Annotated in this window: 23 protein-coding genes; 19 read left to right on the forward strand and 4 right to left on the reverse strand. The window is 46.6% G+C overall.

Translation table 11 applies throughout. The annotated features are described in order from the left end of the window. The first annotated feature begins 75 nt into the window (after positions 1–75). The 7 genes from DP_RS03935 to DP_RS03965 all read left to right on the forward strand — a co-directional run bounded on the left by DP_RS03935 (position 76) and on the right by DP_RS03965 (position 6,876). Positions 76–1,092, forward strand: a complete 1,017-nt coding sequence (locus DP_RS03935; RefSeq protein WP_041277602.1) for an RnfABCDGE type electron transport complex subunit D — start codon at positions 76–78, stop codon at positions 1,090–1,092. Beyond that, a complete protein-coding gene (locus DP_RS17860; protein ID WP_011188017.1) occupies positions 1,089–1,985 on the forward strand; it encodes an FMN-binding protein in 897 nt (298 codons plus the stop codon). The genes DP_RS03935 and DP_RS17860 overlap by 4 nt, the downstream gene beginning before the upstream one ends. Before the next feature lie 76 nt (positions 1,986–2,061). After that, complete coding sequence (gene rsxE / locus DP_RS03945; protein WP_011188018.1) at positions 2,062–2,682, forward strand: electron transport complex subunit RsxE; 621 nt, start codon at positions 2,062–2,064, stop codon at positions 2,680–2,682. Beyond that, the gene (locus DP_RS16615) at positions 2,679–3,617 is read left to right on the forward strand and encodes an electron transport complex protein RnfA (protein ID WP_011188019.1); all 939 of its coding nucleotides are present in this window, start codon (positions 2,679–2,681) and stop codon (positions 3,615–3,617) included. The genes rsxE and DP_RS16615 overlap by 4 nt, the downstream gene beginning before the upstream one ends. A gap of 74 nt (positions 3,618–3,691) precedes the next feature. Continuing rightward, entirely contained in the window at positions 3,692–4,567 is an 876-nt protein-coding gene (rnfB, locus tag DP_RS03955; protein ID WP_011188020.1) for an RnfABCDGE type electron transport complex subunit B, read from the forward strand. A gap of 144 nt (positions 4,568–4,711) precedes the next feature. Continuing rightward, positions 4,712–5,749, forward strand: a complete 1,038-nt coding sequence (locus DP_RS03960) for an FAD:protein FMN transferase (RefSeq protein WP_011188021.1) — start codon at positions 4,712–4,714, stop codon at positions 5,747–5,749. Between the two features lie 221 nt (positions 5,750–5,970). Further along, entirely contained in the window at positions 5,971–6,876 is a 906-nt protein-coding gene (locus DP_RS03965) for a patatin-like phospholipase family protein (RefSeq protein WP_041277604.1), read from the forward strand. Between the two features lie 31 nt (positions 6,877–6,907). Here DP_RS03965 and DP_RS03970 read toward each other — a convergent pair whose 3' ends face one another. The 3 genes from DP_RS03970 to DP_RS03980 form a co-directional block, all read right to left on the reverse strand. Next, complete coding sequence (locus tag DP_RS03970; protein WP_011188023.1) at positions 6,908–8,116, reverse strand: NADP-dependent isocitrate dehydrogenase; 1,209 nt, start codon at positions 8,114–8,116, stop codon at positions 6,908–6,910. A gap of 61 nt (positions 8,117–8,177) precedes the next feature. Then, entirely contained in the window at positions 8,178–9,557 is a 1,380-nt protein-coding gene (locus tag DP_RS03975) for a PFL family protein (RefSeq protein WP_011188024.1), read from the reverse strand. A 33-nt stretch (positions 9,558–9,590) separates the two neighbouring features. Further along, entirely contained in the window at positions 9,591–10,148 is a 558-nt protein-coding gene (locus DP_RS03980; RefSeq protein WP_011188025.1) for a glycine cleavage system protein R, read from the reverse strand. Between the two features lie 286 nt (positions 10,149–10,434). Here DP_RS03980 and DP_RS03985 point away from each other — a divergent pair, with 286 nt between their 5' ends. The 10 genes from DP_RS03985 to DP_RS04030 all read left to right on the forward strand — a co-directional run bounded on the left by DP_RS03985 (position 10,435) and on the right by DP_RS04030 (position 19,917). Then, positions 10,435–10,908 carry a hypothetical protein gene (locus DP_RS03985; RefSeq protein WP_011188026.1) on the forward strand — a complete coding sequence of 158 codons (474 nt, stop codon included), beginning with the start codon at positions 10,435–10,437 and terminating at the stop codon, positions 10,906–10,908. A 225-nt stretch (positions 10,909–11,133) separates the two neighbouring features. Further along, the gene (gene ychF / locus DP_RS03990; RefSeq protein WP_011188027.1) at positions 11,134–12,231 is read left to right on the forward strand and encodes a redox-regulated ATPase YchF; all 1,098 of its coding nucleotides are present in this window, start codon (positions 11,134–11,136) and stop codon (positions 12,229–12,231) included. Between the two features lie 60 nt (positions 12,232–12,291). After that, positions 12,292–13,314: a 3'-5' exoribonuclease YhaM family protein gene (locus DP_RS03995; RefSeq protein ID WP_011188028.1), complete on the forward strand. Its 1,023-nt coding sequence runs from the start codon at positions 12,292–12,294 to the stop codon at positions 13,312–13,314. 20 nt (positions 13,315–13,334) lie between these two features. Then, positions 13,335–14,351 carry a DNA polymerase III subunit delta' gene (gene holB, locus DP_RS16620; RefSeq protein ID WP_011188029.1) on the forward strand — a complete coding sequence of 339 codons (1,017 nt, stop codon included), beginning with the start codon at positions 13,335–13,337 and terminating at the stop codon, positions 14,349–14,351. A gap of 50 nt (positions 14,352–14,401) precedes the next feature. Then, positions 14,402–15,400 (forward strand): PSP1 domain-containing protein, encoded by a 999-nt coding sequence (locus DP_RS04005; protein ID WP_011188030.1) that lies wholly within the window; start codon positions 14,402–14,404, stop codon positions 15,398–15,400. Between the two features lie 216 nt (positions 15,401–15,616). Beyond that, positions 15,617–17,617 carry a methionine--tRNA ligase gene (metG, locus tag DP_RS04010; RefSeq protein WP_407637893.1) on the forward strand — a complete coding sequence of 667 codons (2,001 nt, stop codon included), beginning with the start codon at positions 15,617–15,619 and terminating at the stop codon, positions 17,615–17,617. 60 nt (positions 17,618–17,677) lie between these two features. Next, a complete protein-coding gene (locus tag DP_RS04015; protein ID WP_011188032.1) occupies positions 17,678–17,974 on the forward strand; it encodes a YggT family protein in 297 nt (98 codons plus the stop codon). Between the two features lie 38 nt (positions 17,975–18,012). Further along, entirely contained in the window at positions 18,013–18,885 is an 873-nt protein-coding gene (locus DP_RS16625; RefSeq protein ID WP_011188033.1) for a DivIVA domain-containing protein, read from the forward strand. A 27-nt stretch (positions 18,886–18,912) separates the two neighbouring features. Next, positions 18,913–19,200, forward strand: a complete 288-nt coding sequence (locus DP_RS04025) for a DUF167 domain-containing protein (protein WP_011188034.1) — start codon at positions 18,913–18,915, stop codon at positions 19,198–19,200. 21 nt (positions 19,201–19,221) lie between these two features. Continuing rightward, a complete protein-coding gene (locus DP_RS04030; RefSeq protein ID WP_011188035.1) occupies positions 19,222–19,917 on the forward strand; it encodes a triose-phosphate isomerase in 696 nt (231 codons plus the stop codon). Here the strand turns inward: DP_RS04030 and DP_RS04035 are convergent. After that, positions 19,914–21,266, reverse strand: a complete 1,353-nt coding sequence (locus DP_RS04035) for an ABC1 kinase family protein (protein ID WP_011188036.1) — start codon at positions 21,264–21,266, stop codon at positions 19,914–19,916. The two genes, DP_RS04030 and DP_RS04035, sit on opposite strands and share 4 nt — an antisense overlap. 457 nt (positions 21,267–21,723) lie before the next feature. On the opposite strand from DP_RS04035, the gene dnaG reads away from it, so the two are divergent. Next, positions 21,724–23,577, forward strand: coding sequence for a DNA primase (gene dnaG, locus DP_RS04045; protein WP_011188037.1), 1,854 nt, complete (start codon positions 21,724–21,726; stop codon positions 23,575–23,577). 113 nt (positions 23,578–23,690) lie between these two features. Beyond that, positions 23,691–25,295 carry a sigma-70 family RNA polymerase sigma factor gene (locus DP_RS16630; RefSeq protein ID WP_011188038.1) on the forward strand — a complete coding sequence of 535 codons (1,605 nt, stop codon included), beginning with the start codon at positions 23,691–23,693 and terminating at the stop codon, positions 25,293–25,295. The last annotated feature ends 52 nt before the right edge of the window (positions 25,296–25,347 follow it).

Consider the following 25,347-nt stretch of genomic DNA (forward strand, 5'->3'; position numbering starts at 1 on the left):
GAATTAAAGAGAAACCGTATTTAAAGAGAGGGAAAGATCATCGAACCGCAAGTATCCGATCAGCAGGCGGCGGGCATCCCATCACGTTGGACGGTCGCTGTTTCACCCCATGTGAAAAGCCCTGAGTCTGTGGAAAAAATTATGTGGACAGTGACGGCTTGTCTTTTGCCATCACTCATCTTGTCCACCTTTGTCTTTGGAATCCAAGTTCTTTTGATTACCGCTGTTTCTGTGGCCAGTTGTGTGGCCGTTGAGGCTATAAGTCAAAAGGGTTTGGGGCGCAGAGTGTGTGTGCGTGACGGTAGCGCTGTCTTGACAGGTCTACTGATAGCCTTTGTTATCCCGCCAGGAGTGTCTCCTTTACTTCCTGCCCTGGGGGCTGTAATGGCCATATTCATTGGTAAGCATATCCTAGGAGGTTTGGGTTATAATATTTTTAACCCGGCCTTGCTCGGTCGCGCATTTTTGTTGGCAACATTTCCCGTTGCCATGACCTCTGCATGGTTGCAACCACTTGATGCAACATCAATTTTCCATTTCTTTGATTCTTCAGTGGATGCTGTTACAACAGCCACCCCGCTTGCCGTTATGAAAGAACAGGGGATGGAGGCCTTTGTTGCTCAGTTTGGCCAGGGTGCAAGTTTATATAAGTCATTCTTTCTTGGCTGGCAACCCGGTTGTATTGGTGAAACTTCAGGCTTTTTGTTGCTGCTTGGCGGTATTTTTCTTCTCTATAGGGGATATATAACCTGGCGTATTCCTGTCTCTGTTATTGGCTCTGTTGCCCTGTTGACTTGGGTCTTTGGTGGTGATACGCTTTTTAGCGGCGATCCCCTCTTGGCCGTGCTTACCGGTGGTGTGATGCTCGGTGCCATTTTTATGGCAACCGATTATGTGACCGGTCCAACCAATAAAATATCACAGATAGTCTATGGTATTGGTATTGGTGGACTCACCGTGCTGATTCGCCTTAAGGGTGGTTACCCCGAGGGCGTCTGTTATGCCATTCTTTTGATGAACTCCATGAGTCCTGTGCTTGATGCTTGGTTTAAGCCAAAGCGTTTTGCCTTACCAGTAGGAGGTGACAAATGAAAGATATCTTAACAATCATCTTTCGTCTGACCCTCTCCTGCATGCTTGCGGGTACGGTGATCGGCGGAACCTATATTTTCACAAAAAATGCTAAGGCCCATAATGCCCATGTGACAGAACAAAAGGTTCGTTATGCCCTTTTAGGTTATCAGAACCAGGATGCCGTTCCAGCATCTGTTGCCCTGCATACCATGTATCGCTATGTCGTTTCAGAGCCAGGTAAGCAGTATATTGGTTATCTGTTGCCGATGAAAGAGGGTGCAGAAGCCCCCTATCTTTTTTTACTGATCAGTCTTGATGGTAAGTTTGTTGAGTCATTTCCAATGAATTTAACCTCTGAGGCAGTTTTGGAGGATGGCTCGCGTGCCGAGGCTCTTGCCGCTGTTCTGGGTGCTGTTCGTCAGGCACGATTTGCTGATCAGACAACCATTGCCACGGATTCAGGCGCTCGTATGGCCTATCTCCTCGAAGGTAAATTCCAGGGATTCAAGACTTTCATTAAGGTCATGTTGGCTATCGATCCTCATAATGCCATTATGGGACTTGAGATTCTGGAGCATGAGGAAGATCCAGGTCTTGGCGCTGAAATAACTCAGGATTATTTTCGAAAGCAGTTTAACAAGAAATCTCTTGAGGTGTTGACTCACCTTGGGGTTGTTAAAGAGCCTTTGCCCGTCGAATATCAAAATGCCCTGGAGGGTCGAGTTGATCGGGCAGCGGTGGAGAGTGTCATGGATAAGTACAAGGATCATGATATTTATGCCCTTACCGGTGCGACAATCTCTAGTAATTCTGTAACAACAGGGGTGAAGGCAATTGTTCGAAAATTTGTTTATCGCCTGCGTATATTAGATGGGGTCTTAAAGGCACAGCAGCTTCAGGTTGCCTTTTAAATTGGGATCAAGATGAAAATGATGACATTGCCCTACTGGTCGATGCCTTTAAAACATTTGAGATAGAGGGGAGTCTGTGGCAAATACGAAAACGAGTATGCAGTTGGTGAGTCGGGGCATACTGAGTCAAAATCCAATTTTTAAACTTGCCCTTTCCATGTGTCCTGCCGTGGGTATTTCTACCACTGTAATGAATGGCTTGCTACTTGGAATTGCTGTTTTTTTTGTGCAGGTTTGTTCCAGTGTGACTATTTCTCTTTTTAAGAATAAGATACATCCACGTATCCGTATTCCAAGCTATACCCTGACTATTGCAACATGGGTTACGGTGATTGATCTGGTGCTTGCGGCGTACCTTCCTGATGCCTACGCCAAGATGGGAATTTTCGTCAAACTGATTGTTGCCTTCGCTATCATTACCATGCGCCTTGAGATGTTTGCCAGTAAGGAAGACGTTAAGGACTCCTTTTGGGATGGTGTCGGTATGGGACTTGGCTTTATGGTTGGTATGATGGCCATCGGCTTTGTGCGTGAGCTTTTAGGATTAGGAACCCTGTTTGGTTATGATATATTGGGCTTTAAACCCCTGCTCTTTTTTGTTTTACCAAGCGCCGGTTTCTTTGTGGTGGGCTTGATGATGGCCTTCTTTAATTGGATTGAAATTGCCTATAAGCGTAGAAAGGGGCTACAGTCATGATGAAATTTTCATTACGTTCTTTTGTGTGTGCAGTTCTGTTGGCTCTGCTCTTGCCTGCTGTGGGTTACGGTCAAGATCTTATAAAGGAGCAGAGCTTTGGTAAGGACGATAGCATTGTATTGGATTTTGCCCTGCCTGTAGATCAAGTAGCTGCTGCCAAGGTAAGTAACTATACCGTCTTTGAAGAGAATGATCCTGATATTCGCCTGGCCATAAAATCGGCGGATGTTCTGCAGGGTGGATCCCAGGTTGTGTTGAACTTTGCTGAGCCACTCAATACGACACAGGCCCATATTGTCCAGATTACCAATCTGGCAGATGACAGGTTGACCACCCGGGTGAGTAAATCCTATCTTGCCTATCTCTTTTCTATTTTAATCTCGGCACTCTTGATTAATAACTTTGTCTTTACCAAATACCTCGGTCTCTGTGTATTTTTTGGTACATCAAAGCGAAAGAGTACGGCAAAGGGTATGGGCGTAGTCTTCACCATTGTTATGGTGGTTTCAGCCTGTATGAGTTGGTTCTTCTATCAGTATTTCCTGATACCGTATGATCTCAACTTCTTACAAATTTTAGTCTTTATCGGCCTTGTTTCTCTTACTGTTCAGGCGGTTGATACAGTTCTGCGTAAGGTGAATCCTGTCCTGTTCAACTCCTTTGGAGTGTATCTTGTTCTGGTTATTGCCAACTGTGTAATTATTGCTGTTCCGCTTATTGTTGCCAATAATAACTACAATATATTTGAAACAATCATGCTCTCCCTTGGTGCTGGTGGTGGTTTCTTGTTGGCTCTTTATTTGATGAGTTCCGTAAGTGAGCGTCTTGCTCTTGCTAAGATACCGCCCAGCTTTAAGGGTTTGCCCGTAGCATTTATTGTGGCAGGTCAGTTTGCCATGGCCTTTCTTGGCTTTTCAGGCTTACAGATTTTTTAGTGGCATCGGCTGTAATGAGGCAGGGAAAGCTGAGCTGATTTTATCCTTCTCAACCAAAGGTAAAAATATTTAAAATGGATGTAGAACTTGTAAAAATAGCACTTGGTGGCGTTGCTCTATTGGGTTGTATAGGTCTGTTTTTTGGTATTGGCCTTGCCATTGCAGCTCATAAGTTTGCGGTGGAAGTAAATCCTCTCATTGAAGAGGTGTTAGAGTCTTTGCCTATGGCCCAATGTGGTGGTTGTGGTTATGCCGGTTGCGAGGGGTATGCAATTGCGGTGGTAAATGATCCCGATGTGCCACCAAATCTCTGCTTTCCAGGTAAGGAGGCTGTGGCGGAGGCTGTGGCAGAACTTACAGGCAAGAAGATGACTGCTGTCGAAGATCAGATTGCCCTTGTGCGTTGTTCTCGTGAAGAGGGCAGGGTGAGTCATAAGCATGAGTATATCGGTTTTTCCTCATGCACTGCGGCAAACCTTGGCTTTGGTGGTCCTTCAAAGTGTAATTACGCCTGTATTGGCCTCGGAGAATGTGCCGATGCCTGTCCTTTCGATGCTATTACCATGGTGGAGAACTTTCCTGTTGTTGATTCTAATAAGTGCGTGAGCTGTGGGGTCTGTGTTCGTACCTGTCCTAAAAATATTATCGAGCTACAGACACTGAAGGCGCGGGTCTATGTGCCCTGTTCTACCAAGGATCTTGGCAAAAACGTCAAGGCTGTCTGTGAGGTGGGATGTATCGGTTGTAAGATCTGTGTTAAAGTTTGTCCTGCTGATGCCGTGAGCTATATAGACGGTAATGTGGTTATTGATCACGTGGCCTGCATAGCCTATGGACCAAGCTGCGAGGAAATTTGTGTTGCTAAATGTCCACGAAAAATTTTCCGTAATTACGACAGTCCTCTTGTTATCAGTAGCAAGAAGGATGGTGGACTTAAGATGGCCGGTTAGTCTGGCTGGCGTATGCGGGGAGTTTGAAAAAAAGATATTAATGCGATAGCTTTAAATATGGCTGGTCGTTGTGTCAGCATGAAGTTCTGTCTTTTTAGAGGGGCAGAGGTTCCGATAATGAAAGCGATATAGGAATGTGATAATATGAAAAATAGTCAGGCGTCATGTGATAAGAAGCGTAGATCATTTTTGAAAATGTCCGGTATTTTGGGGATGAGTGCCCTTGCCACGAGTCTTCTTCCTGTGGAGAGAAGTGAGGCATTACCTTTTACCTCAACAGAGTATAAGGTAACTAAAACCCGGCTTGCCATGGGCACCTTTGTTGCCATTACTGCTATTCACTCTTCCCGTGATGAGGCAGAAAATGCAATTGGTCTTGCCTTTGAAGAGATTGATCGACTCAATAATGTCTTGTCACGTTATAAGCAGAGTACTGCTGTTTCAGAGCTTAACGCGGAAGGCGTATTAAAGAATCCATCCCTGGAAATACAGGAGATGATTGGTCGCTCCCTCTATTTTCATCGGCAAACAGCAGGGGCCTTTGATATTACCGTTGGCCCTCTGATTGATCTCTATAAGGAATCTTTTGCCAAGGCTCAGCAACCAGGTGATGCTGAGATAAAAGAGGTACTGCAGCGTATCGGTTCCCAGCATCTTCGTTTTGAAGGAAGTGGCATTGCCATGGCTCGTCCCGGTATGAGTATAACCCTTGATGGTATTGGTAAGGGCTATGTGGTTGACCGTGCCTCCGAGGTGCTTGTCCAAAACGGGGTGACAAATCATCTGATCAATGCCGGTGGAGATATCAGGGCCAGTGGTAATGCGGCTAAGGGACGTCCTTGGACCATTGCCATTCAGGATCCCAATAAGCATAAAGATTATCCTGATATTATTACCATGACCGATGGTGCCATTGCCACCTCGGGTAATTATGAGATTTTTTATGATCGGGAAAAGATCTTTCATCATATTGTTAACTCTAAGACTGGGCATTCACCACAGTTTCTGACCAGTGCCTCCATAACAGCAAAAACCGTTATGGATGCCGATGCAATGGCCACTGCGGTCTTTGTAATGGAACCTAAGGATGCCATGGTCTTTATTGAAAATCAGTCTGAGAGTGAGTGCTTTCTCATTGGTGAAGATAAAAAAATTGCGAAATCGTCCGGCTGGCAGGTGTAGTTCCAGTCCAGAAGAGAGCAGGCAGTTGCAAGAGGCACAGACCCAGAGTCTGTGCCTCTTTTTTTTTCTCCGCCTGGGGACTAAGACATATTTCTTAAGAGAGGGCTTCTCTCTTATAGGAAGTGGTTGTGATATCTTATGCTAGTGCGGGGGCCTTCTTGCCAGGGTCCTCTTCTTTTTGGTCCTGTGCCTTGATATAAAAGTTTACAGTGGGTAATTCTATGAGCGGTAAGACAGTGTCTTTGGTGTTGGGGAGTGGTGGCGCGAGGGGGCTTGCTCATATAGGAGTTATTCGCTGGCTTACGGAGCATGACTATCGGATAGAGTCAATAACGGGCTGTTCTGCCGGAGCTGTTGTCGGTGGTGTTTATGCCATTGGTAAGCTGGATATTTTTGAGGCCTGGGTTCGGCAGATAAAGACCGTTGATATTGTCACCCTGCTGGATGTCTCCTGGGGGCGAGGGGGTTTGGTGAAGGGAGAAAAATTTATCAATACCCTGGTGAATCTGGTGGGGGATATGCACATTGAAGATCTGCCCATAAAATATACTGCCCTGGCAACGGATATTGGTGCAGGCAAGGAGGTATGGCTCCAGGATGGCAAACTCTTTAATGCCATTCGAGCATCTATTTCTATTCCGTTACTTTTTGAGCCCTATTGTTATAGGGGGATGCACCTTGTTGATGGCGGTGTCTTGAATCCTGTTCCCATTGCCCCTACCTTTGCCGATAGTACGGATCTTACCATTGCCGTGAACTTGAATTCAATGAGCTGTGGCCACGAGACAAGCCTGCCTAAGAGCGTCTTGAAAATACCGGATGCTGTGCCATCGCCCTCTACTATCAGAGAGAAGATAAATAGTTTTATTCAGGAGAGACAGGAAAGCTTCTATAAAAGAGGTGTTGAGACAGGTGTGTTGGAGCGTTTGAGCGTTAATGATGTGGCCTTTCAGGCATTTGATGCCATGCAGTCAACCATCGCCCGGCAAAAATTGGCCGCCTATCCTCCAGACAGGGTGGTAAACGTCTCTCATAATGCCTGTAAGATGCTTGAATTTAACCGGGCAGCTGAGATGATTGAGCTCGGTTATCAGAGGGCGGAGCAATGTCTTGGGGAAGGGGGATAATGCCCCGCCAAGAGATTGGCGGGGCAGTCTCTTACTTGTTGAGCTGTTGCAATCTTTTGCCGAGCTCATCAATGAACTCAATAGAGTCAAGGACCTTGATAGCGGCTGGTTCGCATATTCTGGCCAAATCTCCGGTCATGTATCCGCTCTCAATGCATTCGATAGTTATTGCTTCCAAGCTATCACAGAAGGCGCATAAATCTGGGGTGCCATCAAGTTCACCTCTTTTTCTCAGAGCACCTGTCCAGGCGTAGATAAGGGCTACGGGGTTGGTAGAGGTTCTTTCGCCCTTGAGGTGTTGATAATAATGACGTTGGACGGTGCCGTGGGCGGCCTCATACTCAAAATAGCCGTAGGGGGAGACAAGTACGGAGGACATCATGGCCAGGGAGCCAAAGGCGGAGGCCACCATGTCGCTCATCACATCGCCATCATAGTTTTTGCAGGCCCAGAGCATGCCACCCTCTGTCTTCATCATCCGGGCAACAACGTCGTCGATAAGGGTGTAAAAATATTCGATACCGGCTGCGGCGAATTTTTCTTTGTACTCCTGCGCAAAGATCTCTTCAAAGATAATTTTGAAACGCTGGTCGTACTGTTTCGAAATGGTATCCTTGGTGGCAAACCAGCAGTCAATTTTTTGATCAAGAGAGTATTCAAAGCAGGCCCTGGCAAAGTGGCCGATGGAGGCGACGGTGTTGTGGATGCCCTGAACAATGGCTGGCTCATCCACCTCCATGATGGTTTGACGGGTTTCTTTGCCATTTTTGTCGGTGACAACTATTTCAAGCTTTCCACCGGCCTCGGCAAAAATTTCGGCATTCTTGTAAAAATCGCCATAGGCATGTCGTCCCACCACAATGGGCTTCTGCCAAGAGCGTACAGAGGGCTTGATGTTCTTTACCATGATGGGTTTGCGGAACACCGTTCCATCGAGCATGGCGCGAACGGTGGCGTTGGGTGACTTCCACTGCTCCTTGAGACCGTATTCCTCTACTCGATCCTGGTTGGGGGTGATGGTCGCGTTTTTAACCCCAACACCATATTTCTTGATGGCCTCTGCCGCGTCAATGGTGATCTGATCGTTTGTTCTGTCTCTCTCTTCGATGCCCAGATCGTAGTATTCTGTTTGTAAGTCGATAAATGGCAGGAGCAACTTATCCTTGATAAGGGGCCAAAGAACTCTGGTCATTTCATCGCCATCAAGCTCCACGAGTGGAGTTTTCATTTGTATCTTCATTTTATCACCTACGGGTTGAACGTTTACAGAAAGAGACAGAGCTTTGCTAGCTTCTGCCGGGCTAGTTTTTGAAGCTATGGATTGGCGCAGGTATTCTGCCGCCCCACTGAATAAAACGGCTGGATTTGCCTATATTGTTGATAGGCATAATAGGGCTTGCCCCGAAGAGGCCACCAAAACTTACATGATCTCCTACTTCCTTGCCGGGAACAGGAATGAGGCGGGCGGCGGTGGTCTTGCCGTTGATCATTCCCAGGGCCATTTCATCGGCAATGATTGCTGAGATAGTTTCTGCATCAACGGAGCCGGGGATGGCTATCATATCCAGGCCGACGGAGCAGACGCAGGTCATAGCCTCAAGTTTTTCAATACAGAGAGAACCATCTCCTACTGCCTCTGCAAGAACGGCATCTTCCATTACAGGGATAAAGGCGCCACTGAGACCACCTACGGTCTTACTGGCGAAGATACCACCTTTTTTGACGGCATCGTTGAGCATGGCAAGTATTGCAGTTGAACCAGGTGCGCCCACGGAATCAACTCCAAGAATTTTGAAGATCTCACCAACACTGTCACCAATAGCAGGGGTTGGGGCAAGGCTGAGGTCGACAACACCAAACTCAATACCAAGTTTTTTAGAAACCTGACGACCGATAAGCTCACCGCATCTGGTAACACGGAAGGTGGTTTGCTTGATCTCTTCGGCAAGTCGATCAAGGGTGAGGGTCTTGTCGGTATCCTTGGCAATGAGGCGCTCAAGGGCACGGGCAATAACGCCGGGGCCACTGACACCGACATTGAGCACCACATCTGCCTCTTCAAGGCCATGGATGGCGCCAGCCATAAATGGATTGTCACCGGGCTGGTTGCAGAAGACAACAAATTTTGCAGCACCAAAACCATTTTGATCTTTGGTGATCTCGGCAAGATCTTTTACTGTGCGACCAATCATGGCCAGGGCATCCATATTGATACCCTTGTGGGTGGTGGCAATATTGATGGATGCGCAAACTTTTGTGGTGGCGGCCAGGGCCTCGGGGATGGAGGCAATGTACTCTTTGTCCGTTGCGGTCATGCCCTTCTCTACCTGAGCGGAAAATCCACCGAGGATATCAACACCTACAGCAGTTGCGGCTCGGTCGAGGCTTTTGGCAAGTTCTATAAAACCATCTTTGTCAAAACCTGCGCCGACAAAGGCGATGGGGGTAACGGAAATGCGTTTGTTGACAACGGGAATGCCGTAGGTCTTGCTCACCTCGTTACAAGTCGCAACAAAGTTTCCTGCATAGTGCTGAATTCTCTCTTCGATTCGTCTACAGGTCTCAGCGACGTCACCGCCTCTGCAGTCAAGCAGGTTGATACCCATGGTCACTGTTCGTACGTCAAGATTTTCTTTTTGAATCATCTCGACGGTTGCAAGTATTTGGTCTGAATGTAGCATTTTTTTTATCTTTTTATGGTAGAGGAATCGTTGTTAGCGAAGTGTTACTTCGTTGGTTACTTGAAAAATATCGTTGTGCTGCAATACTATTTGCAGACCACTGTCCCGGTTATAACGAGCCAGATCTTTTTCTATTGCGTTAATTCCCGTTGATTTTGTCAGATCCAGTTGCAGTGCCATGGTGTAGATGCCATTTCTAAGGTTGGTAGACAGGTCGATGATGTTCATCTTGTGAGCATGACAAAATTGGCTGACCCCATGAACAAGGCCTTTTTTATTGGGGCTCTGTACGGTCATCACATAGGTCTCTGTCGGTTTTTCTGGTTGGGCCAGATCTATATCACCTGCGACCTCTTTAACGGATACTTCAAATCGATCTGTGGTGTTAATCTGGTAAAGTTCTGCCAGAATATCTTCGCGACTGACATCACCTTCAAAAGTGGCGCTGACGATCATGGTGAAATAGCCACAGACCACGGATTGGTTGATATCAGCAAGATCGCCGTTAAGAGAAAAAATTGCTCCGGTTACTTCCGCAACAATGCCTGATCTGTCCTTTGACATGACTGAGATAATCATTTGTTTTTTCATGGTATTACTGTTTTTTTTTGTTGGTCTGATTGAGGGTTTGGCTTCGTTTTTTCTCTCTCTTACAGAGACTCAATATATAATATGGCACGCTTTTTCGAAATCAGCAAGAAAGAACCCGACGGGGGTGAAAAAATGCCGATTATGGAGCTGGCCAATGTCTGTTAATATTTACCCTAGGATAGCGACTTGCTCTGAAGGTTCATTGGAAATCTCGTGGGGAACACCTATAATTGTGTGTATGTCGTAAAAGAGAGTCTGTCGTTGCTTAATTCTAAGGGGGAAAGGGATGAAAAATGTGCTTGTTGTAGCAGTTGTTGCTCTTCAGATAGTTGGCTGTGTGGCCAGTGGTCACTATGGGAAGTTTGTTCAAGATAGCCGGGTGCAAAATGTCTTTGAACATCTGCAGATGCCAAAGTCATACGCCTATTACTATAACGGCCCGGAAAAAAATCCGACGGCAATTATTGGTATTGTAAAGGGCTTTACTGTGCAGAGCTCTTTCTGGCATCCGGTAAACCTTACCAAGAAGCAGATGAGCTATTGGTTGGGGAATATTCGAACCGAATGGTTTGATGCTGTCGGTGCCAATCGCGAGGGCTATGCCAACAATGGTTGGCGTCTTATAGCCCCCGATGGGCGAGAGGCCGGTATTCTCTTTTCCAAGTATAAACGAGTTGTTGCCACCTTCTCTGCCGACGGCATTATTGGTCTCAGTGTGCCTCAACCATGGGCAGGCAGCTCTCGCTGGCACGATGAGTAGTGGCAATGCTGCTGTTATGGCTAAAAAACGGGCGTTTTTTTCGTTTTTCGGGTATTGTGTCCTGTTTGATTTCTTTTTTGTAGTATCCCCTTGCCTTGCCGTTGTTGCCGAGACTGGGTTGTATAGAAACCAATATAAGACGGGTCTGAGAAGGATGCCTTTCCTGCTGTTTTTCCTGTTTTGTTAATATATTTTAAGAGTTAGAACTTTTAAGGAGTTGTTTCCATGGGTTTTCGATGTGGTATAGTAGGTCTGCCAAATGTTGGTAAATCAACTATTTTTAATGCGCTGACGGCAGCAGGAATTGATGCTGAAAATTATCCTTTTTGTACAATAGAACCAAACGTTGGTATTGTTCCTGTGCTCGATTCACGTCTCGATGTGCTTTCTGAAATTGCCAAGACTAAGAAAACCATTCATACCCAGATGGAATTCGTTGATATTGCCGGACTTGTTAAGGGTGCATCCCAGGGTGAGGGATTAGGTAATAAATTTCTTGGTCATATTCGTCAGGTAGAGGCAATTGTTCATGTTGTCCGCTGCTTTGAAGATGATAATATTGTTCACGTTGATGGGTCTGTTGATCCTGTTCGAGATCGTGAGGTTATCACCATGGAGCTCGTCCTCTCTGACCTTGATACGGTTGAGAAGAGGTTGAAAAGAACTCAGTCTCAGGCCAAATCAGGTGATAAGGCCTTTAAGGCTCAGGCCGTCTGTCTTGAGCGACTGTATGATATCTTGGATGGCGGTAAGGTGGCTCGTGTTTACGAGGCCCAGAGTGAGCTTGAGGAAAAACTTCTCGCTGAGATGTGTCTTCTGACCACCAAGCCAGTACTCTATGTGGCCAATGTGAGTGAAGATGATGTTCTTGAAGGCAATGAGCATGTGCGTGCCCTTCAGGCTGCCGTAGCTGAAGAGGATGCCAGTGTTGTTATGATTGCAGGCTCTATTGAGCAGGAGTTGAGTCAGCTCGATGCAGAGGAGCAGGCAGAGTTCTTAAACGATATGGGGATGGAAACTTCTGGGCTTTCTCGTCTTGTTAAAGCCGGTTATGAGTTGCTTGGCCTGCAAACCTATTTTACCGTAGGCGTAAAAGAGACCAGGGCTTGGACTATTCCCGTTGGTGCTAAGGCCCCTGAGGCTGCTGGTAAGATCCACACAGACTTTGAGCATGGGTTTATCCGGGCCGAAGTTATCGGCTATGACGATTTTGTTAAATGTCAGGGGGAGGCTAAGGCCAAGGAGCAGGGGCTGATGCGTGTTGAAGGAAAAGAGTATGTGGTTGCCGATGGTGACTGTATGCATTTTCGCTTCAATGTGTAATTGCCCGGAAAATATTGCCTGCGATGGATTTTTTTTGTTATTAAAAGTGTGTGAAGAGATATGTTGAAACGTCAATTTGTTGATAAATTGGATGAGGGTGACTCTATTGACGACCTGTTTGTGGTGAAGTCTCTACGTCAGAGTGAAACCAAGGCGGGTAAGCCATATCTTGCACTGACCATAATGGATAGGACAGGTGAAATTGCAGGCCCTATTTGGGATGAAGTGGATCACTATAGAGATATTTGTCAGCCAGGCAAGATCATTCACCTATCAGGAACTCTGGGCTCTTTTCAGGGAAGCAAGCAGCTCAAGGTGACGGATGCTCGGCCGGTTGCAGAAGAGGATGTTGATCTGGCCTCCTTTTTGCCGACAACTACAAAGAACCGGGAGGATATGGCCTTTGATTTACAAAAGCTTGTTCTCTCCGTTGAGGACCCCTTTGTTCGTAAGCTGTTGCTGAAATTTTTTAAGAGGTCTAAAAACTGGTCACTGTTTCAAAAGGCTCCAGCGGCCAAGGGTATTCATCATGCCTATATTGGTGGTTTGTTGGAGCATAGTCTTTCGGTGGCTCAGCTTGCAGATCATATGGCTGGGCACTACCTGGGGGTAAATAGATCACTCTTGCTTGCCGGGGCCCTCTTGCATGATGTGGGTAAGATCGCTGAATTGAGCTATTCCCATGGGGCAATTGACTATACTGACTGTGGACGGCTCAAGGGACATCTGGTTATAGGTAGTGAGATGGTGGCGGATGCAGCTCAGGAGATTAAGGATTTTCCCCTTGAGACCCGGGAGCAGATTCAGCACCTTATCCTCAGTCATCACGGACGCCGTGAGTATGGTTCACCCATTGTTCCCATGACCGTGGAGGCCTTTTTGTTGAATTTCCTTGATGAAATTGATGCAAAGATGAATGTCACGGAGCAGTTACGCCGTAAGATTGATGCCAATACCATGGAGTGGACGGACTATCAGCGGCACCTGGAGAGATATCTTTTTTTACGGGGTTTAGATTCGAGGGTGAAGGGCGTGCAGTATGACGATGGCGACCCTGCAGCTCGTCAACAGTCCCTGTTTTAATTATGATAGTGGAGTAATATATGTACGGTCAAGCAACGAGATTCCTCTGCTATAGTCAGGTATTGGGACAGCAACGGGCAAAGCAGATTGTGGCTCGGGCGATTGAGGCTGATCGTGTGCCCCATGCATATCTTTTTAAAGGGCCGGATGGTGTTGGCAAGAAGTTATTTGCCAGAGGAGTTGCAGCAGCCCTTAACTGCCGGGAAAGGCAGGGTGCCTTTGCCTGTGGTCACTGTGTTTCATGTCGTAAGCTTCTCTCGGGAAATCACCCGGATTATACGGTTGTTCAGCCCGATAAGGGTGCAATAAAAATAGACCAGGTCAGGAGTCTCTGTCGAGATCTCTCTTTTCCTCCCTATGAGTCACCTGTGCGGGTTGTTGTCTTGGAGGATGTGCATACAATGCGTCGTGAGGCTGCTAACAGCCTCTTGAAAACTCTGGAGGAACCTCCGCAAAATAATGTCCTGATTCTTACCGCCGAGAGTTCCTGTGAGATTTTGACGACCATCTCCTCTCGTTGTCAGGTGGTCTCTTTTTATCCACTGACAGAGAATGAGGTGTCTACTGCTCTGCAGGGTAAGGAACTTCCGCCGCTGGCCGAAAACGAGCAAGGTCTGCTTGCCCGTCTTGCCGAGGGTAGTCCGGGTAAGATGCTTCTCTTGAGTACCACTGCTGTACTACCTGTTTGGAAAAAGGCCCAAAAATTATTTATTGATCCCGCCCTCCAGGGGGATGCAGAGATTGGCGCCTGGTTACAGTGTGCAGAGGAGATTGCTCTCTTGAAAGAGGATATGACCTATTTCTTTGCGATTCTCCGCCTTATGATCAGGGATCATCTTCTGAATCTTTCTGGAGTGCAAGAGTCTCTTTGTTCTCTTACTGACTGGGGCTTTTCGGAGAATAAATTAAGGTGGAGCAGGCCTGCTCTGCTTCAGGCGCTACACTATATTGATACTGCTGAGAAGAAAATGGTGTATAACTGTAACAATACTTTGGTGTGCGAGGTCTTGCTTTTTGCCTTACAGAGATTGAAATAGTACGCTTGTTTATGGTGTAATGTTATGAGGGTAGCTTAATATAAAGAGATGTGAGTGCGTGGGATATGACCAGCAAAAACGATAAATTTGACAAAGAAGAAAAGAGAGTAGAGAGCATAGGCTTTGGTCTGATTTGCCCGGCGGAAAGTTCTCTTTATCGGATATATTTTCGTGATAGTGGTCAGCAGTTTACTGCCTTTGCCATGGAAGATGATCTGAAGCGGGGAGACCTGGTTTTAGTAGATCAGGAACAGGGCCCGGAGCCGGCCGTGGTTGCGGGCATTGCTCCTCAAAATGGTTGTGAAAATATTGATCGGCGTGTCCTGTATAAGATAGCTCGGCGCGCAGATTCTGAAGAGTATGAGAAGTATGCATCTCTTCTCCTCTTTGAAAATCGGGCCTTTTCTTTCTGTAGTAAATTGGTGAGTAAGCACAAACTTAAAATGTGTCTTGTCCGAGTTGAGCGCTTTTTTAATGGTAGCAAGATGATCTTTTACTTTACCGCTGAAAACAGGGTTGATTTTCGGGCCATGGTGAAGGATTTGGTGCAGGAGTTTCGTACCCGGGTTGAAATGCGTCAAGTCGGGGTGCGGCATGAGACTAAGATGATTGGCGGTATTGGTACCTGTGGCCGTGAACTCTGTTGTTCCTCTTTTATTCGAAAATTTGATTCTGTTTCGATTAAAATGGCAAAGGAGCAGGATTTGCCGCTGAACCCCACAAAAATCTCAGGTCTCTGTAATCGGCTTCTTTGTTGCTTGACCTATGAGTATGATACCTATCGACAGTTGCGGAAGAAAATGCCTAAGGTCGGTCGTCTTATTACCGTTGGCGGTCAACAGTATAAGGTGCGACGACAAAATTTGATGCAGAATACCCTGTCGGTCTTAAATCGTGAAGGGGAAGAGATTATTCTCAGCAAGGAAGAGTGGGCAGGCTGTGTGACGGCTCGCGGTGAAGGGGCCGGGCGTGGCAAGCGTGAAGGGAAAAAAACAAAGGAAAAAGCTGATAAGAGCAACGATTCGAAATCAGAGAAGAAAGAGAAATAATATATTTTAAACGTTTTGTTTGTTAGGGCAGTTTGGGAAATTGGTAATTTCGATAAAGATCAGCTCAGCCCCGTTTACGAGGCTATGATATTTACCCCGGATATTGTTGCTAGTGGAAATTTAGCATATATTCGTGGCTAATTTATTGTCAGGTTGCAGCTTTAAAGAAAAATTTTTCAAGGTAGCCATTGATCAAGGTCCCGCTCCCGGGAAGAAATAGACAGCAATTCTCCGTGGCCTCCTGCTGCGAGACGTTGCTGTGAAACAAAAGATACTGCTATGACAACTTATATAACAACTCCAATTTATTACGTTAATGCTCAGCCCCACCTCGGTCATGCCTATACCACCATTGTGGCTGATACCTATAGCCGTTTTCGCCACCTCTGTGGTGAGGATGTTCGTTTTCAAACGGGAACTGACGAACATGGAGAAAAAATTGTTGAAGCAGCAGAGAAAAATGGTGAGGCTCCTAAGGAGTATGTTGATAGAATAAGTGGTATGTTTCGTCAGACCTGGCCAATTCTTGGCATCGAGCCCGATAATTATATTCGCACCACCGATGCCAACCATATTGCAACTGTACAGAAAGTTCTGCAACAGGTCTACGATAAGGGAGATATTTATTTTGATAAATATACCGGACTCTACTGCCGTGGTTGTGAGCGCTTTTTGACAGAAAAAGAGCTGGTGGATGGAAAGTGCCCCGATCATCAGACTGCTCCTCAGGAAATTGCCGAGCAGAATTATTTCTTTAAGATGTCAAAGTATCAGCAGCAGTTGCTTGATCATATCAATGCCAATGAGGATTTTATTACCCCTCATCGTTATCGTAATGAGATGCTCTCCTTTTTGAGTGAACCGCTGGAAGATCTTTGCATCTCCCGCCCCAAGAGTCGTCTGACCTGGGGGATAGAGCTTCCCTTTGATGATAATTTTGTTACCTATGTATGGTTTGATGCCCTTATTAACTATTTGACAGGTCTTGGTTTTCCAGAGGATGATAAGTATAATAAATTTTGGCCTGTTGCAGAGCATGTGATTGCCAAAGACATCCTCAAACCCCACGCAATTTTTTGGCCAACCATGCTGATGGCCATGGAACTGCCTCTCTATAAGAAGTTGCATGTGCACGGTTATTGGAATGTGGACAATACCAAGATGTCTAAGAGTATTGGTAATGTTGTCCGTCCAAAAGAGCTTGTCGATGAGTACGGTCTTGATACTCTTCGCTATTTTACCCTGAGAGAAATGTCCTTTGGTCTTGATGCTTCCTTTAGCTCCGATGCCATTGTGTCCCGTAAAAATTCCGATTTGGCCAACGATTTAGGCAATCTCTTTAGTCGTTCCACGGCCATGATTCAAAAGTACCGTGGTGGCAAGTTACCCGCCCCGATCGCCTGTGAGGCAGATAGTGAACTGATTGCCCTGAGCAAGCAGGTAGTTGCCACCTATAAAGAAGAGATGGGTGCCTTTCGTTTTCACAGGGCCCTACAGGCTGTGTGGAGTTTGGTGGGATATGCCAATAAATATATTGTCAGCAATGAGCCATGGGCCTTGGCTAAAGATGAAAATGCTTGGCAGAGACTGGATACAGTACTCTATAATCTTGCTGAGTGTTTACGATTCCTGGCTCTGTTGATTCGTCCTGTTATGCCAGATACAGCATCAAGAATGGCCACAGGTCTAGGCCTGGCGACGGATGCATCGATCCTTAACTCTCTTGCCTTGGGTGGCGAGTGGGGAGTTGTGCCCGTGGGCACCGTTTTAGGTGAGGCTATTACCCTCTTCCCACGCATGGAAACAGCGAAAAGTGAAGAGAAAAAGGCAGGGAAGAAGGATTGTCAGGGTGCAAAAAAACAGGAGGCAGTGATCTCCGAGGATGGTCTTGCCAATTTTGCTGATTTTCAAAAGTTTGAGTTGAGGGTGGCAGATATTGTGGTTGCTGAGAGGATTAAGAAGTCCGATCGTCTCTTAAAGTTGACAGTCATGGCTCCGGAGGAGAGGATCATTGTTGCCGGGATTGCAGCACATTATAGTCCAGAGGATGTTGTTGGTCTCAAGGTTATTATTGTTGCTAATTTGAAGCCGGCAAAATTGATGGGTGTTATGTCTCAGGGTATGGTGCTTGCGGCCAAGGTGAGTGAAGATGGTGGCGAACGATTGGTGCTCTCCGGGGTTCAGGGTGATGTCCCTGCTGGAACTCGGGTAGCGTAAGGGCAGTCTTTTTCCAGGGGCTGTGCCCTTCGGGATCACCCCTGTTTAAGGAGGAGTTTTATGTTTGTGCTTGAAAATTTTATGATGGCCGCCGCGGGTTTGTTGGATTTTTTATTTACCCTCTATATCTGGCTTATCATTGGCAGGTCAATTATTTCCTGGGTAAATGCGGATCCTTATAATGCTATTGTCCGCTTTATCTACGATGTAACGGAGCCACCTCTGCGTAAAATACGTCAGATATTGCCTATGCAGATGGGTGGGATAGATTTCTCACCCATTATACTGATTTTAGCGATTATGTTTTTACAGAGTTTTCTTGTTTCAACTTTGAGGCAATTTGCTGTGATGATGTAGAAAGTCATTCTCCTATTAAATTAATTAACGGGTTTCTTATGTTTACTCCACAGTCCATCAAAGATCAGGAATTTCAGATAAAGTTTAGAGGTTGTGATCCCATTGAGGTAAAGTCTTATCTCGAGGAACTTGCCGACCATGTTTTCGAACTTCACGAGCAAAAACGTAAACATAATGAAGATATGAGTCGCCTGAAGGGAGAGCTGACTCTTGCCGAAAATGAGCGGACCCAGTACAAATCTGAACTTGCCAAAAATCAGAGTAGTGCAGGTGATATCGAAAAGAAGGTAGAGAAGGGTTATCAGTATAAGGATGAGCGTATTGCTGAATTGAGCCTTAATCTTGAGGGATTTCAGAAAAAACTTGATGCTCAGGCAGAAGAGTTTGTCTCCTGCAAGAAAACGTTGGACGAGACAAACATTCGTCTAGCGGCAGAGCAAGCCTTGGTTTCGGCCGGAAAAGCTGAATTGGAAAAAGTGCAGGCAAAAAATATCTTGCTTGAAGAGCAGCTGCAGGGGCTTAAGCAGGAGGGGATTGATTTTAAATCAACTATTCTTCTTGCCCAACAGTTTTCTGAAGAGTTGAAAAAAAGTGCTGAGGTTGAGGCAACAGAGCTTCTTATTGTTGCCAGGACTGAAGAAGAGGAACTGCGTGCTACAACCCAAGTAAAGAGGGATGAACTCCATGCTGAATTAGCATCTCTGGAAACAACGCGTAATGAGGTCCGAGACGAGATCAGGCAGAAGTTACAGACAGTGCTTGCCGGGCTTGATGTCCTGGGCGGGCCGGTAAATGACGCGACTGTTGATCTGGCTGATCTTAATTCTCTAGATTTTTCACTGGTAGATGATGCTGATGTTGCCTTTGTAGCGGCAGAGCTTGCTGAAGGTAGTGACGAGGCCCAGGCTTAATGTATCTCTTTATTTTATTGGTGCGAGATGAACTCCTGGTATAGGCTTGACGGCGCCACTGTTATTCTCCTGGTTTACACTCAACCCCGTGCCTCTAAGACTAAGGTTGTGGGTCTTCATGACGGCATGTTGAAGATTGCCTGCTGTTCTCCACCGGTTGATGGTAAGGCTAATAAAGAGTTGATTGTTTTTTTATCTCGTCTCTTGGATTGCCGAAAATGTGATATTGAGTTATTGCGTGGGCAGAGTAGTCGAAGGAAGCAGTTTGTGCTGACCGGGGTGGACGCTGAGCTTTTAGACAAATTAATCGTTTAATTTTGTTGTCAAGGGAGGCCTATGAAGCGATATATTATAGCTAATTGGAAGTGTCAGAAGAGGGAAGTGGAGGCTTTGCAGTGGCTCGATGGCTTTTTGCGGGCCTATAGGCCCGTTCAGGGACGTGAGGTGATTCTTGCGCCCTCTTTTCTTTGTCTGAGCTCTTTTGCGAAGAGGATTGCGGATTCGGGTCTGCCCGGCCTCTCTCTGGCCGCCCAAGATGTATCTCCCTACCCCCGTGGTTCCTACACCGGTGCCCTCTCCGCTGATCTGATAGGGGACTATGCCAGGGTGGCTATAGTTGGGCACTCCGAGCGCAGAAAATACTTTCATGAGACAAATCATGAGGTAACAAATAAGGTGGCGGAGCTTGCCGATGCAGATATGACCCCTCTTGTCTGCCTTGATGATAGCAATATGGATGGACAACTTGCCGCCCTGCAGGACAGTGAATGTGCCGAGATGATTCTTGCCTACTGCCCGGCCTATGCCTTGAACTCCAATGTTGCCGAGCCCCTTGACAGCGTGGCGAGGGCCGTTGCTCAGATAAGAAAATATCAGGCAAAGTACCCTATTGTTTATGGGGGTGCTGTCCGCCTTGAGAATGCGGCAGGATACTGGAACCTTGATGGCCTGTCGGGCATTTTTATTGGTGGGGCCAGTTTGGAGCTAGAGAGCTTTATGGCAATTTTGGATCAGTGCCATTCCCCCTCCTAATCATCGACCTTTGCCTTTGGCAGTAGGAATGAGACGATAAATCCTGCTGTACTGACACCGGCAAAGGCGAGGCCTAGTAACCCCAGAGTACCTATAAATCCAGGTTGTTGAGAGATGCGATCCGCCAGAATGAGAATTGATGAGCCGACGATAAGGGCGGCAATAATCATGGACATTCCCATTATTCTACTGGACGTGTCAATATGACTGGCAAGGTGCTCGATACGTTTGAGCTCCAGATTGAAGGTGAAGCGATCACGGCGAAAGCGTTCGAGGATATCGTGTAGCCCTCCGGGGATCTCTTCGAGTAGCTCAAGGTATTGGACTATTGATCTGCCAAACCTCTTATGGATTGCCTTCATGCTGTAGCGAGTGACTATCACCTTCTCAATCATTGGTCTGACGTGATTTATCACATCAAAGCTGGGATCAAATTGTTCTGCCACGCCTTCAATAGTGGTGAGGGCTTTGGTGAGGAGGAGAAGGTCGCTCGGGCAGCGAATTTTGAAACGTTGGAGCATGGTGAAAAAATCCGAGAGCATTTCGCTAATATTGAAATTATCGAGGTTGTCGCTTTGTAGCTGGCTGGTGAGGTGTTGCAGCTCTATGTAGAAATCACGGGTTGTGGTTAGGGCAGGGTCAACATCGGTGAGCTCTATAACGACTCTGCGCAATTTTTCGCTGTCCCCGTCTATTATGCCGGTGACAAGGTTGATCAGCTGGTCGGTGGTCCGTTTGTCAAGGCGGCCCACCATGCCACAGTCGATAAAGCAGAGGCTGCCGTCCTTGCGCAGTATGATGTTGCCTGGATGAGGGTCGGCGTGGAAGAGGCCAAATTCCAGACACTGTTTAAAGACAGCATTGGTGCCGTTGGCAACGATGGATCTTCGTTGTGCCTTTGTCAGCTCTTCGGGGTTAAGCGAGGCCAGCATTTCTCCCTGAATCTCTTCCAGGGCAAGCACGTTTCTGGTAGTGGCCTCCCAGTATACCTTGGGGAAATGTATTTGTGGGTCGTCTGTAAAATATTTTCCAAGTCTCTCTGTTGATTGGCCCTCGTTTATAAAGTTTGTCTCTTGGGAGAGTTGGCGGGAAAATTCTTTGGCTACGGCTCTGGCACTGTAGCCCAGGTTGGAAAAATATTGGTCAACAATCTGGGCCAGTGTTTCAAAAAGGGCCATGTCCTCTTCGATGAGCTTCTTATTTCCGGGTCGAATAATTTTTAAGACAATTTTACTGCCATCGTACAGCCTTGCTCTGTGAACCTGAGCAATAGATGCTGTGGCAAGAGGAGTCTCCTCTATTGATTGGAAGAGTTCTCTTTTTTTTCCCAGAAATTCTTTTTCCAGCACCTCGGTTATTTCGGAGAAGGGGATGGGAGTGCATTGAGCCTGTAGCTTTTTCAGCTCGTCGCACCATTCAGGGGGAATGAGATCCGGTCTTGTCGATAAAATTTGTCCAAGTTTTATAAATGTCGGTCCGAGTTTTTCCAGTATGAGACGAACGCGGATGGCCTTTGGTTCAGTAGAATTTTTCTCCTCATCTTAGTCTCCTGTCCAAAAATATGTGGAGGCCACTATCTATCACCATTTGCTTGAAGCCAAAGCTTGATAATGTCGTGATAATTTCGGTGAATCGTTTTGTGTTTCGAATGGTGCGTTTGATCTGTGGGATTTTCATGGGCTGTGTTATGGTAAGAGTGAAGTGGGAAAATCTAATTCTTTACTATATCGTTCAGAAGGGTATAAAATCAAGTAATGCCTCCTTGTTCATATGGGGCAATCTTAATAACATAAAGTAGATAAGGTTATGAAGCAGGGTGAAGATGTTGTTGCGCTTATAAAAGAGCGGGCAGATATTGTCCAGATTATTGGGGAGACGGTTGAGTTGCGGCGAAGTGGTAGCCGTTACGTAGGCCTCTGTCCCTTTCATGGTGAGAAGACGCCGTCTTTCTCTGTTACGGCAGGAGAACAGTTCTTTCATTGTTTTGGTTGTGGCGAGTCAGGTGATGTGCTCAGCTATGTGATGAAGTATTACGCGCTCTCTTTTCCTGAAGCGTTGAAGATGCTTGCTGAACGTTATGGGGTGGTCTTGCCGGAGAGAAAACAGTCTGCTCAGGAAAAGGCTCTGGCTGAAAAACGGAAAAAGATGTTTGCCCTGAATGAGAAGGTGGCTGCTATTTATGGCCAGTATCTTCGGACTAATAGGGGGGCTGGTGCGGCTCGTGATTACCTTGTCAGGCGGGGTGTGGGGAAAAAGATATCTGCAGATTATGGCCTCTGTTATGCCCCGTCTCAGGATGTGGAGGGTTGGCATTTCCTGGGAGGTCATTTGGCAAAGGAGGAGCTTGTCCTGGCCGCAGAGTTGGGCCTTGTTTCCGCTAAGGAAAACGGTGGTTATTATGATCGATTTCGGGACAGGATCCTCTTTCCCATAAGGGATATAGCAGGGCAGATCTGTGGCTTTGGCGGCCGCATCATAGGTGAGGGGCAGCCAAAGTATATGAACTCCCCAGAAAGTCTTATCTTTAATAAAAGCAGTCTGCTCTTGGGACTTTATCAGCAAAAAGAGGATATTCGCAGGGCAGGTTCGGTTGTCTTTGTTGAGGGCAACTTTGACCTCATCTCTCTTGTTGGCGCCGGGGTAAAGAATGTTGTTGCGCCTCTGGGGACGGCCCTTACCCGTGAACATCTTCGCTTAGTTAAGCGCTTTGCCGAAGGTGCTGTGATGTTATTTGATGGAGATAAGGCGGGAGTTCAGGCCGCTGTTCGTAGCGTGCCCCTGTTTCTCGGTGAAAATTTGATGGGGAAGGTCTCCCTTCTGCCGGAGGGAGAAGATCCCGATACTTATGTGCGCCGGCATGGCGGTAGGGGCATCCTTGAGCTGTTGGCTGAAGCTAGTCCTTTGCCGGAATTCGCCTTTGAAAATTTGGTGCAGGAGCATGGCCTCTCTCTTGATGGCAAGAGCAGGGTTATAGAGGGGCTGAAGCCTTTGGTGCAGGCAGCGACCTCCTCTCTGCAACGTTCAGTGATATTGTCGCATTTTGCCGAAAAACTCGGTCTTGATGTGATCAGTTTGGAAAGAAATTTACAGACGGGCGAAGGTGGTCCTGCTCAAAAAAATGTTTTGCCCAGTTCTGTGCCAGTGATCACGCCGCTTAAGCAAAAAAAAACCGAGGCTGTGCTGCCCCTTGATTCTGTCCAGAGGCGTTTTGTCCAATTTATGGTTTTGCACCCCTCTCTCTTTGACAGGCTTGTCGCTATGGGGATGCGCAATATTTTGTTGGGAAGTGTGGGGGAGATTATATTTCTCCATATGACCTCCCTTCTGCGGAAGCACAGGGTCTTGGAACCGGAAGAGTTTTTAGGTCTCTTGCCCAAGGGTGTAGAGCGAAAGGTGGTTGCCGAAATTTTGTTGAAGCAGGGTGACGGTCTTGCTGAAGGGGACGATCCCTTAGGGGAACTGGCTGAGCTTGAGGCATATTTAGAGGTGGCCTTGTTAAAGAAGAAGTCAAATGATATTCTTCTTTCTATTCAGGGGCTTGATCAGGTGAATGAACTCGATAAATTGCAAGATCTTTTGCTTGAAAAGATGGCTGTAGAGTTGGAATTGCAGGGGGTGCTGGAAAATTTCCAGTTGTTAGAGATATTGGTATTTGTTTGAATTCTGTTTGCTATTCGTTTGATATTTTGATATAAATTGTGTTTTAGGTTTTGTTTCTTATTTGCGTGAGGGAGCGATGTTTTGACTTTTTTCTTATAACTCGGAGTGCTTAGATGACCATAGGGAAAGAATCATTGGCCGGTGTTGGTGAGTGTAGGGTGAGCGGTGAATTTTCATTGGATAAAACTATTGTTCCCCTGGCCTTAACGAAGCAGAAAAAATCTTCTCCTGTGCTTGGAGAGCCCTTAGTAGCAGGTTCTGATTTGTTGAAGGAAGGAGTCCGAGCCCCTAAGCGCCGTATTTCTTCTTCGCAGAGAAAGCAGGGTGATTCGACGGCAGCCGCAGACTCCATGAATATTTATATGCGGGAGATGGGGAGCCTGAAGCTTCTTAAGTATGATGATGAGCGAAAACTCGCTCAGACTATTGAAAAGGGGAAAAAACAGGTGCAGTTTGCTGTTTTACAGTCCACCCTTGCCATGCCAATTCTTCTCCAGATGAAAGAAACTATTGTAGAAAACCCTGGTAAAATATCTCTCTTTGTCGGAGGTATTCCCGATGCTCAATTTGATGTTATTGCAGAGGCGTGTGATGTCTTCCTTGCCAATTGGCAGACCTGTGTGGGGCTTGATGGGCAACGGAAGAAGTATCTTAAGAAATATCTTTCCCCATCTCTGAGCGCAGATGCCAGGGAGAAGCTACTCTTTAATATTTTGCAATGTGGAAAGCAGATAGCTGAGCTGTTTGAAGATAGGGTGCTCTCTTCTGAGTATGTCAACATGGTCGCCCAGGCAGCCGAGGATCTCTCTAAGCGATTTCGTAAAATTTTTGTTGAGCTTATTGCCGGGGAAGGAGACTTGCCGGAGGAGGAGATGCGGAGCCCGGAAGAGCTTGAGCGGTTGGTTGATCTGCAGTTTATTCGCGAATCGGGCAGTAGTCTACAAAGTCTTAATGAACTGTTAAAAGAAGTTGAAGAGGGTCGTTTTATAAGCAAAGAGGCCAAGGAGGCCTTGGTGCGGGCCAATCTTCGTCTAGTGATTTCGGTGTCCAAGCGTTTTGTTAATAGAGGTCTGCAATTTTCTGATCTTATCCAGGAGGGTAATATTGGTTTGATGAAGGCTGTGGAAAAATTTGATTACCGTCGTGGTTTTAAATTCAGTACCTATGCGACCTGGTGGATTCGCCAATCTATTACTCGTGGCATTGCCGATCAGGGGAGAACGATCAGGTTGCCCGTGCATATGATTGAGACGATTAACCGAATGCTTCGTGTGTCAAAGGATTTTTATCTGGAGGAACATCGGGAACCGTCCGTGGAAGAGGTGGCAGGTCAACTCGGGACGGAGGTTGACAAGGTTAAGTCTGCTTTGAAAATTGCCAAAGATGCTATTTCGCTCGACACGCCGGTGGGTGATGATGGCGAGACGTATTTAGGTGATTTTATTGTTGATAAAAATTGTCTCGGCCCTGATGGCTTTGCCATGGTGGCAAGCCTTAAGGAGTGTCTCAGTCAGGTGCTCTCCTCTCTTTCTCCCCGTGAGGAGAAGGTGTTGAAGATGCGTTATGGCATCCTTGAAAAGCGGGAGTATACCCTGGAAGAGGTTGGACGTTGTTTTAATGTGACTCGGGAAAGAATCAGGCAAATCGAGGCGCAGGCAATCTCTAAATTAAAGCATCCATCCCGTTGCGGTGATCTGAAGGTTTTCATGACCGATTAGGGCGGAACTGTGGGGAGGTTGGATGATGGATGGTCTTGTTGATTGGGATTGC

Origin of the sequence: Desulfotalea psychrophila LSv54, assembly GCF_000025945.1 — a bacterium.
GTDB classification, from domain to species: domain Bacteria; phylum Desulfobacterota; class Desulfobulbia; order Desulfobulbales; family Desulfocapsaceae; genus Desulfotalea; species Desulfotalea psychrophila.

Bases quoted from the DNA above. Each gene is read 5' to 3' on its own strand.
- DP_RS03985 (WP_011188026.1), top strand. From the start codon at position 10,435: ATGAAAAATGTGCTTGTTGTAGCAGTTGTTGCTCTTCAGATAGTTGGC.
- holB (WP_011188029.1), top strand. From the start codon at position 13,335: ATGTACGGTCAAGCAACGAGATTCCTCTGCTATAGTCAGGTATTGGGA.
- DP_RS03980 (WP_011188025.1), bottom strand. From the start codon at position 10,148: ATGAAAAAACAAATGATTATCTCAGTCATGTCAAAGGACAGATCAGGC.
- DP_RS04015 (WP_011188032.1), top strand. From the start codon at position 17,678: ATGTTTGTGCTTGAAAATTTTATGATGGCCGCCGCGGGTTTGTTGGAT.
- DP_RS03995 (WP_011188028.1), top strand. From the start codon at position 12,292: ATGTTGAAACGTCAATTTGTTGATAAATTGGATGAGGGTGACTCTATT.
- DP_RS04030 (WP_011188035.1), top strand. From the start codon at position 19,222: ATGAAGCGATATATTATAGCTAATTGGAAGTGTCAGAAGAGGGAAGTG.
- DP_RS16625 (WP_011188033.1), top strand. From the start codon at position 18,013: ATGTTTACTCCACAGTCCATCAAAGATCAGGAATTTCAGATAAAGTTT.
- ychF (WP_011188027.1), top strand. From the start codon at position 11,134: ATGGGTTTTCGATGTGGTATAGTAGGTCTGCCAAATGTTGGTAAATCA.
- DP_RS16630 (WP_011188038.1), top strand. From the start codon at position 23,691: ATGACCATAGGGAAAGAATCATTGGCCGGTGTTGGTGAGTGTAGGGTG.
- DP_RS03970 (WP_011188023.1), bottom strand. From the start codon at position 8,116: ATGAAGATACAAATGAAAACTCCACTCGTGGAGCTTGATGGCGATGAA.
- DP_RS03965 (WP_041277604.1), top strand. From the start codon at position 5,971: ATGAGCGGTAAGACAGTGTCTTTGGTGTTGGGGAGTGGTGGCGCGAGG.
- DP_RS03975 (WP_011188024.1), bottom strand. From the start codon at position 9,557: ATGCTACATTCAGACCAAATACTTGCAACCGTCGAGATGATTCAAAAA.
- rnfB (WP_011188020.1), top strand. From the start codon at position 3,692: ATGGATGTAGAACTTGTAAAAATAGCACTTGGTGGCGTTGCTCTATTG.
- DP_RS16615 (WP_011188019.1), top strand. From the start codon at position 2,679: ATGATGAAATTTTCATTACGTTCTTTTGTGTGTGCAGTTCTGTTGGCT.
- DP_RS03960 (WP_011188021.1), top strand. From the start codon at position 4,712: ATGAAAAATAGTCAGGCGTCATGTGATAAGAAGCGTAGATCATTTTTG.
- DP_RS17860 (WP_011188017.1), top strand. From the start codon at position 1,089: ATGAAAGATATCTTAACAATCATCTTTCGTCTGACCCTCTCCTGCATG.
- DP_RS04025 (WP_011188034.1), top strand. From the start codon at position 18,913: ATGAACTCCTGGTATAGGCTTGACGGCGCCACTGTTATTCTCCTGGTT.
- dnaG (WP_011188037.1), top strand. From the start codon at position 21,724: ATGAAGCAGGGTGAAGATGTTGTTGCGCTTATAAAAGAGCGGGCAGAT.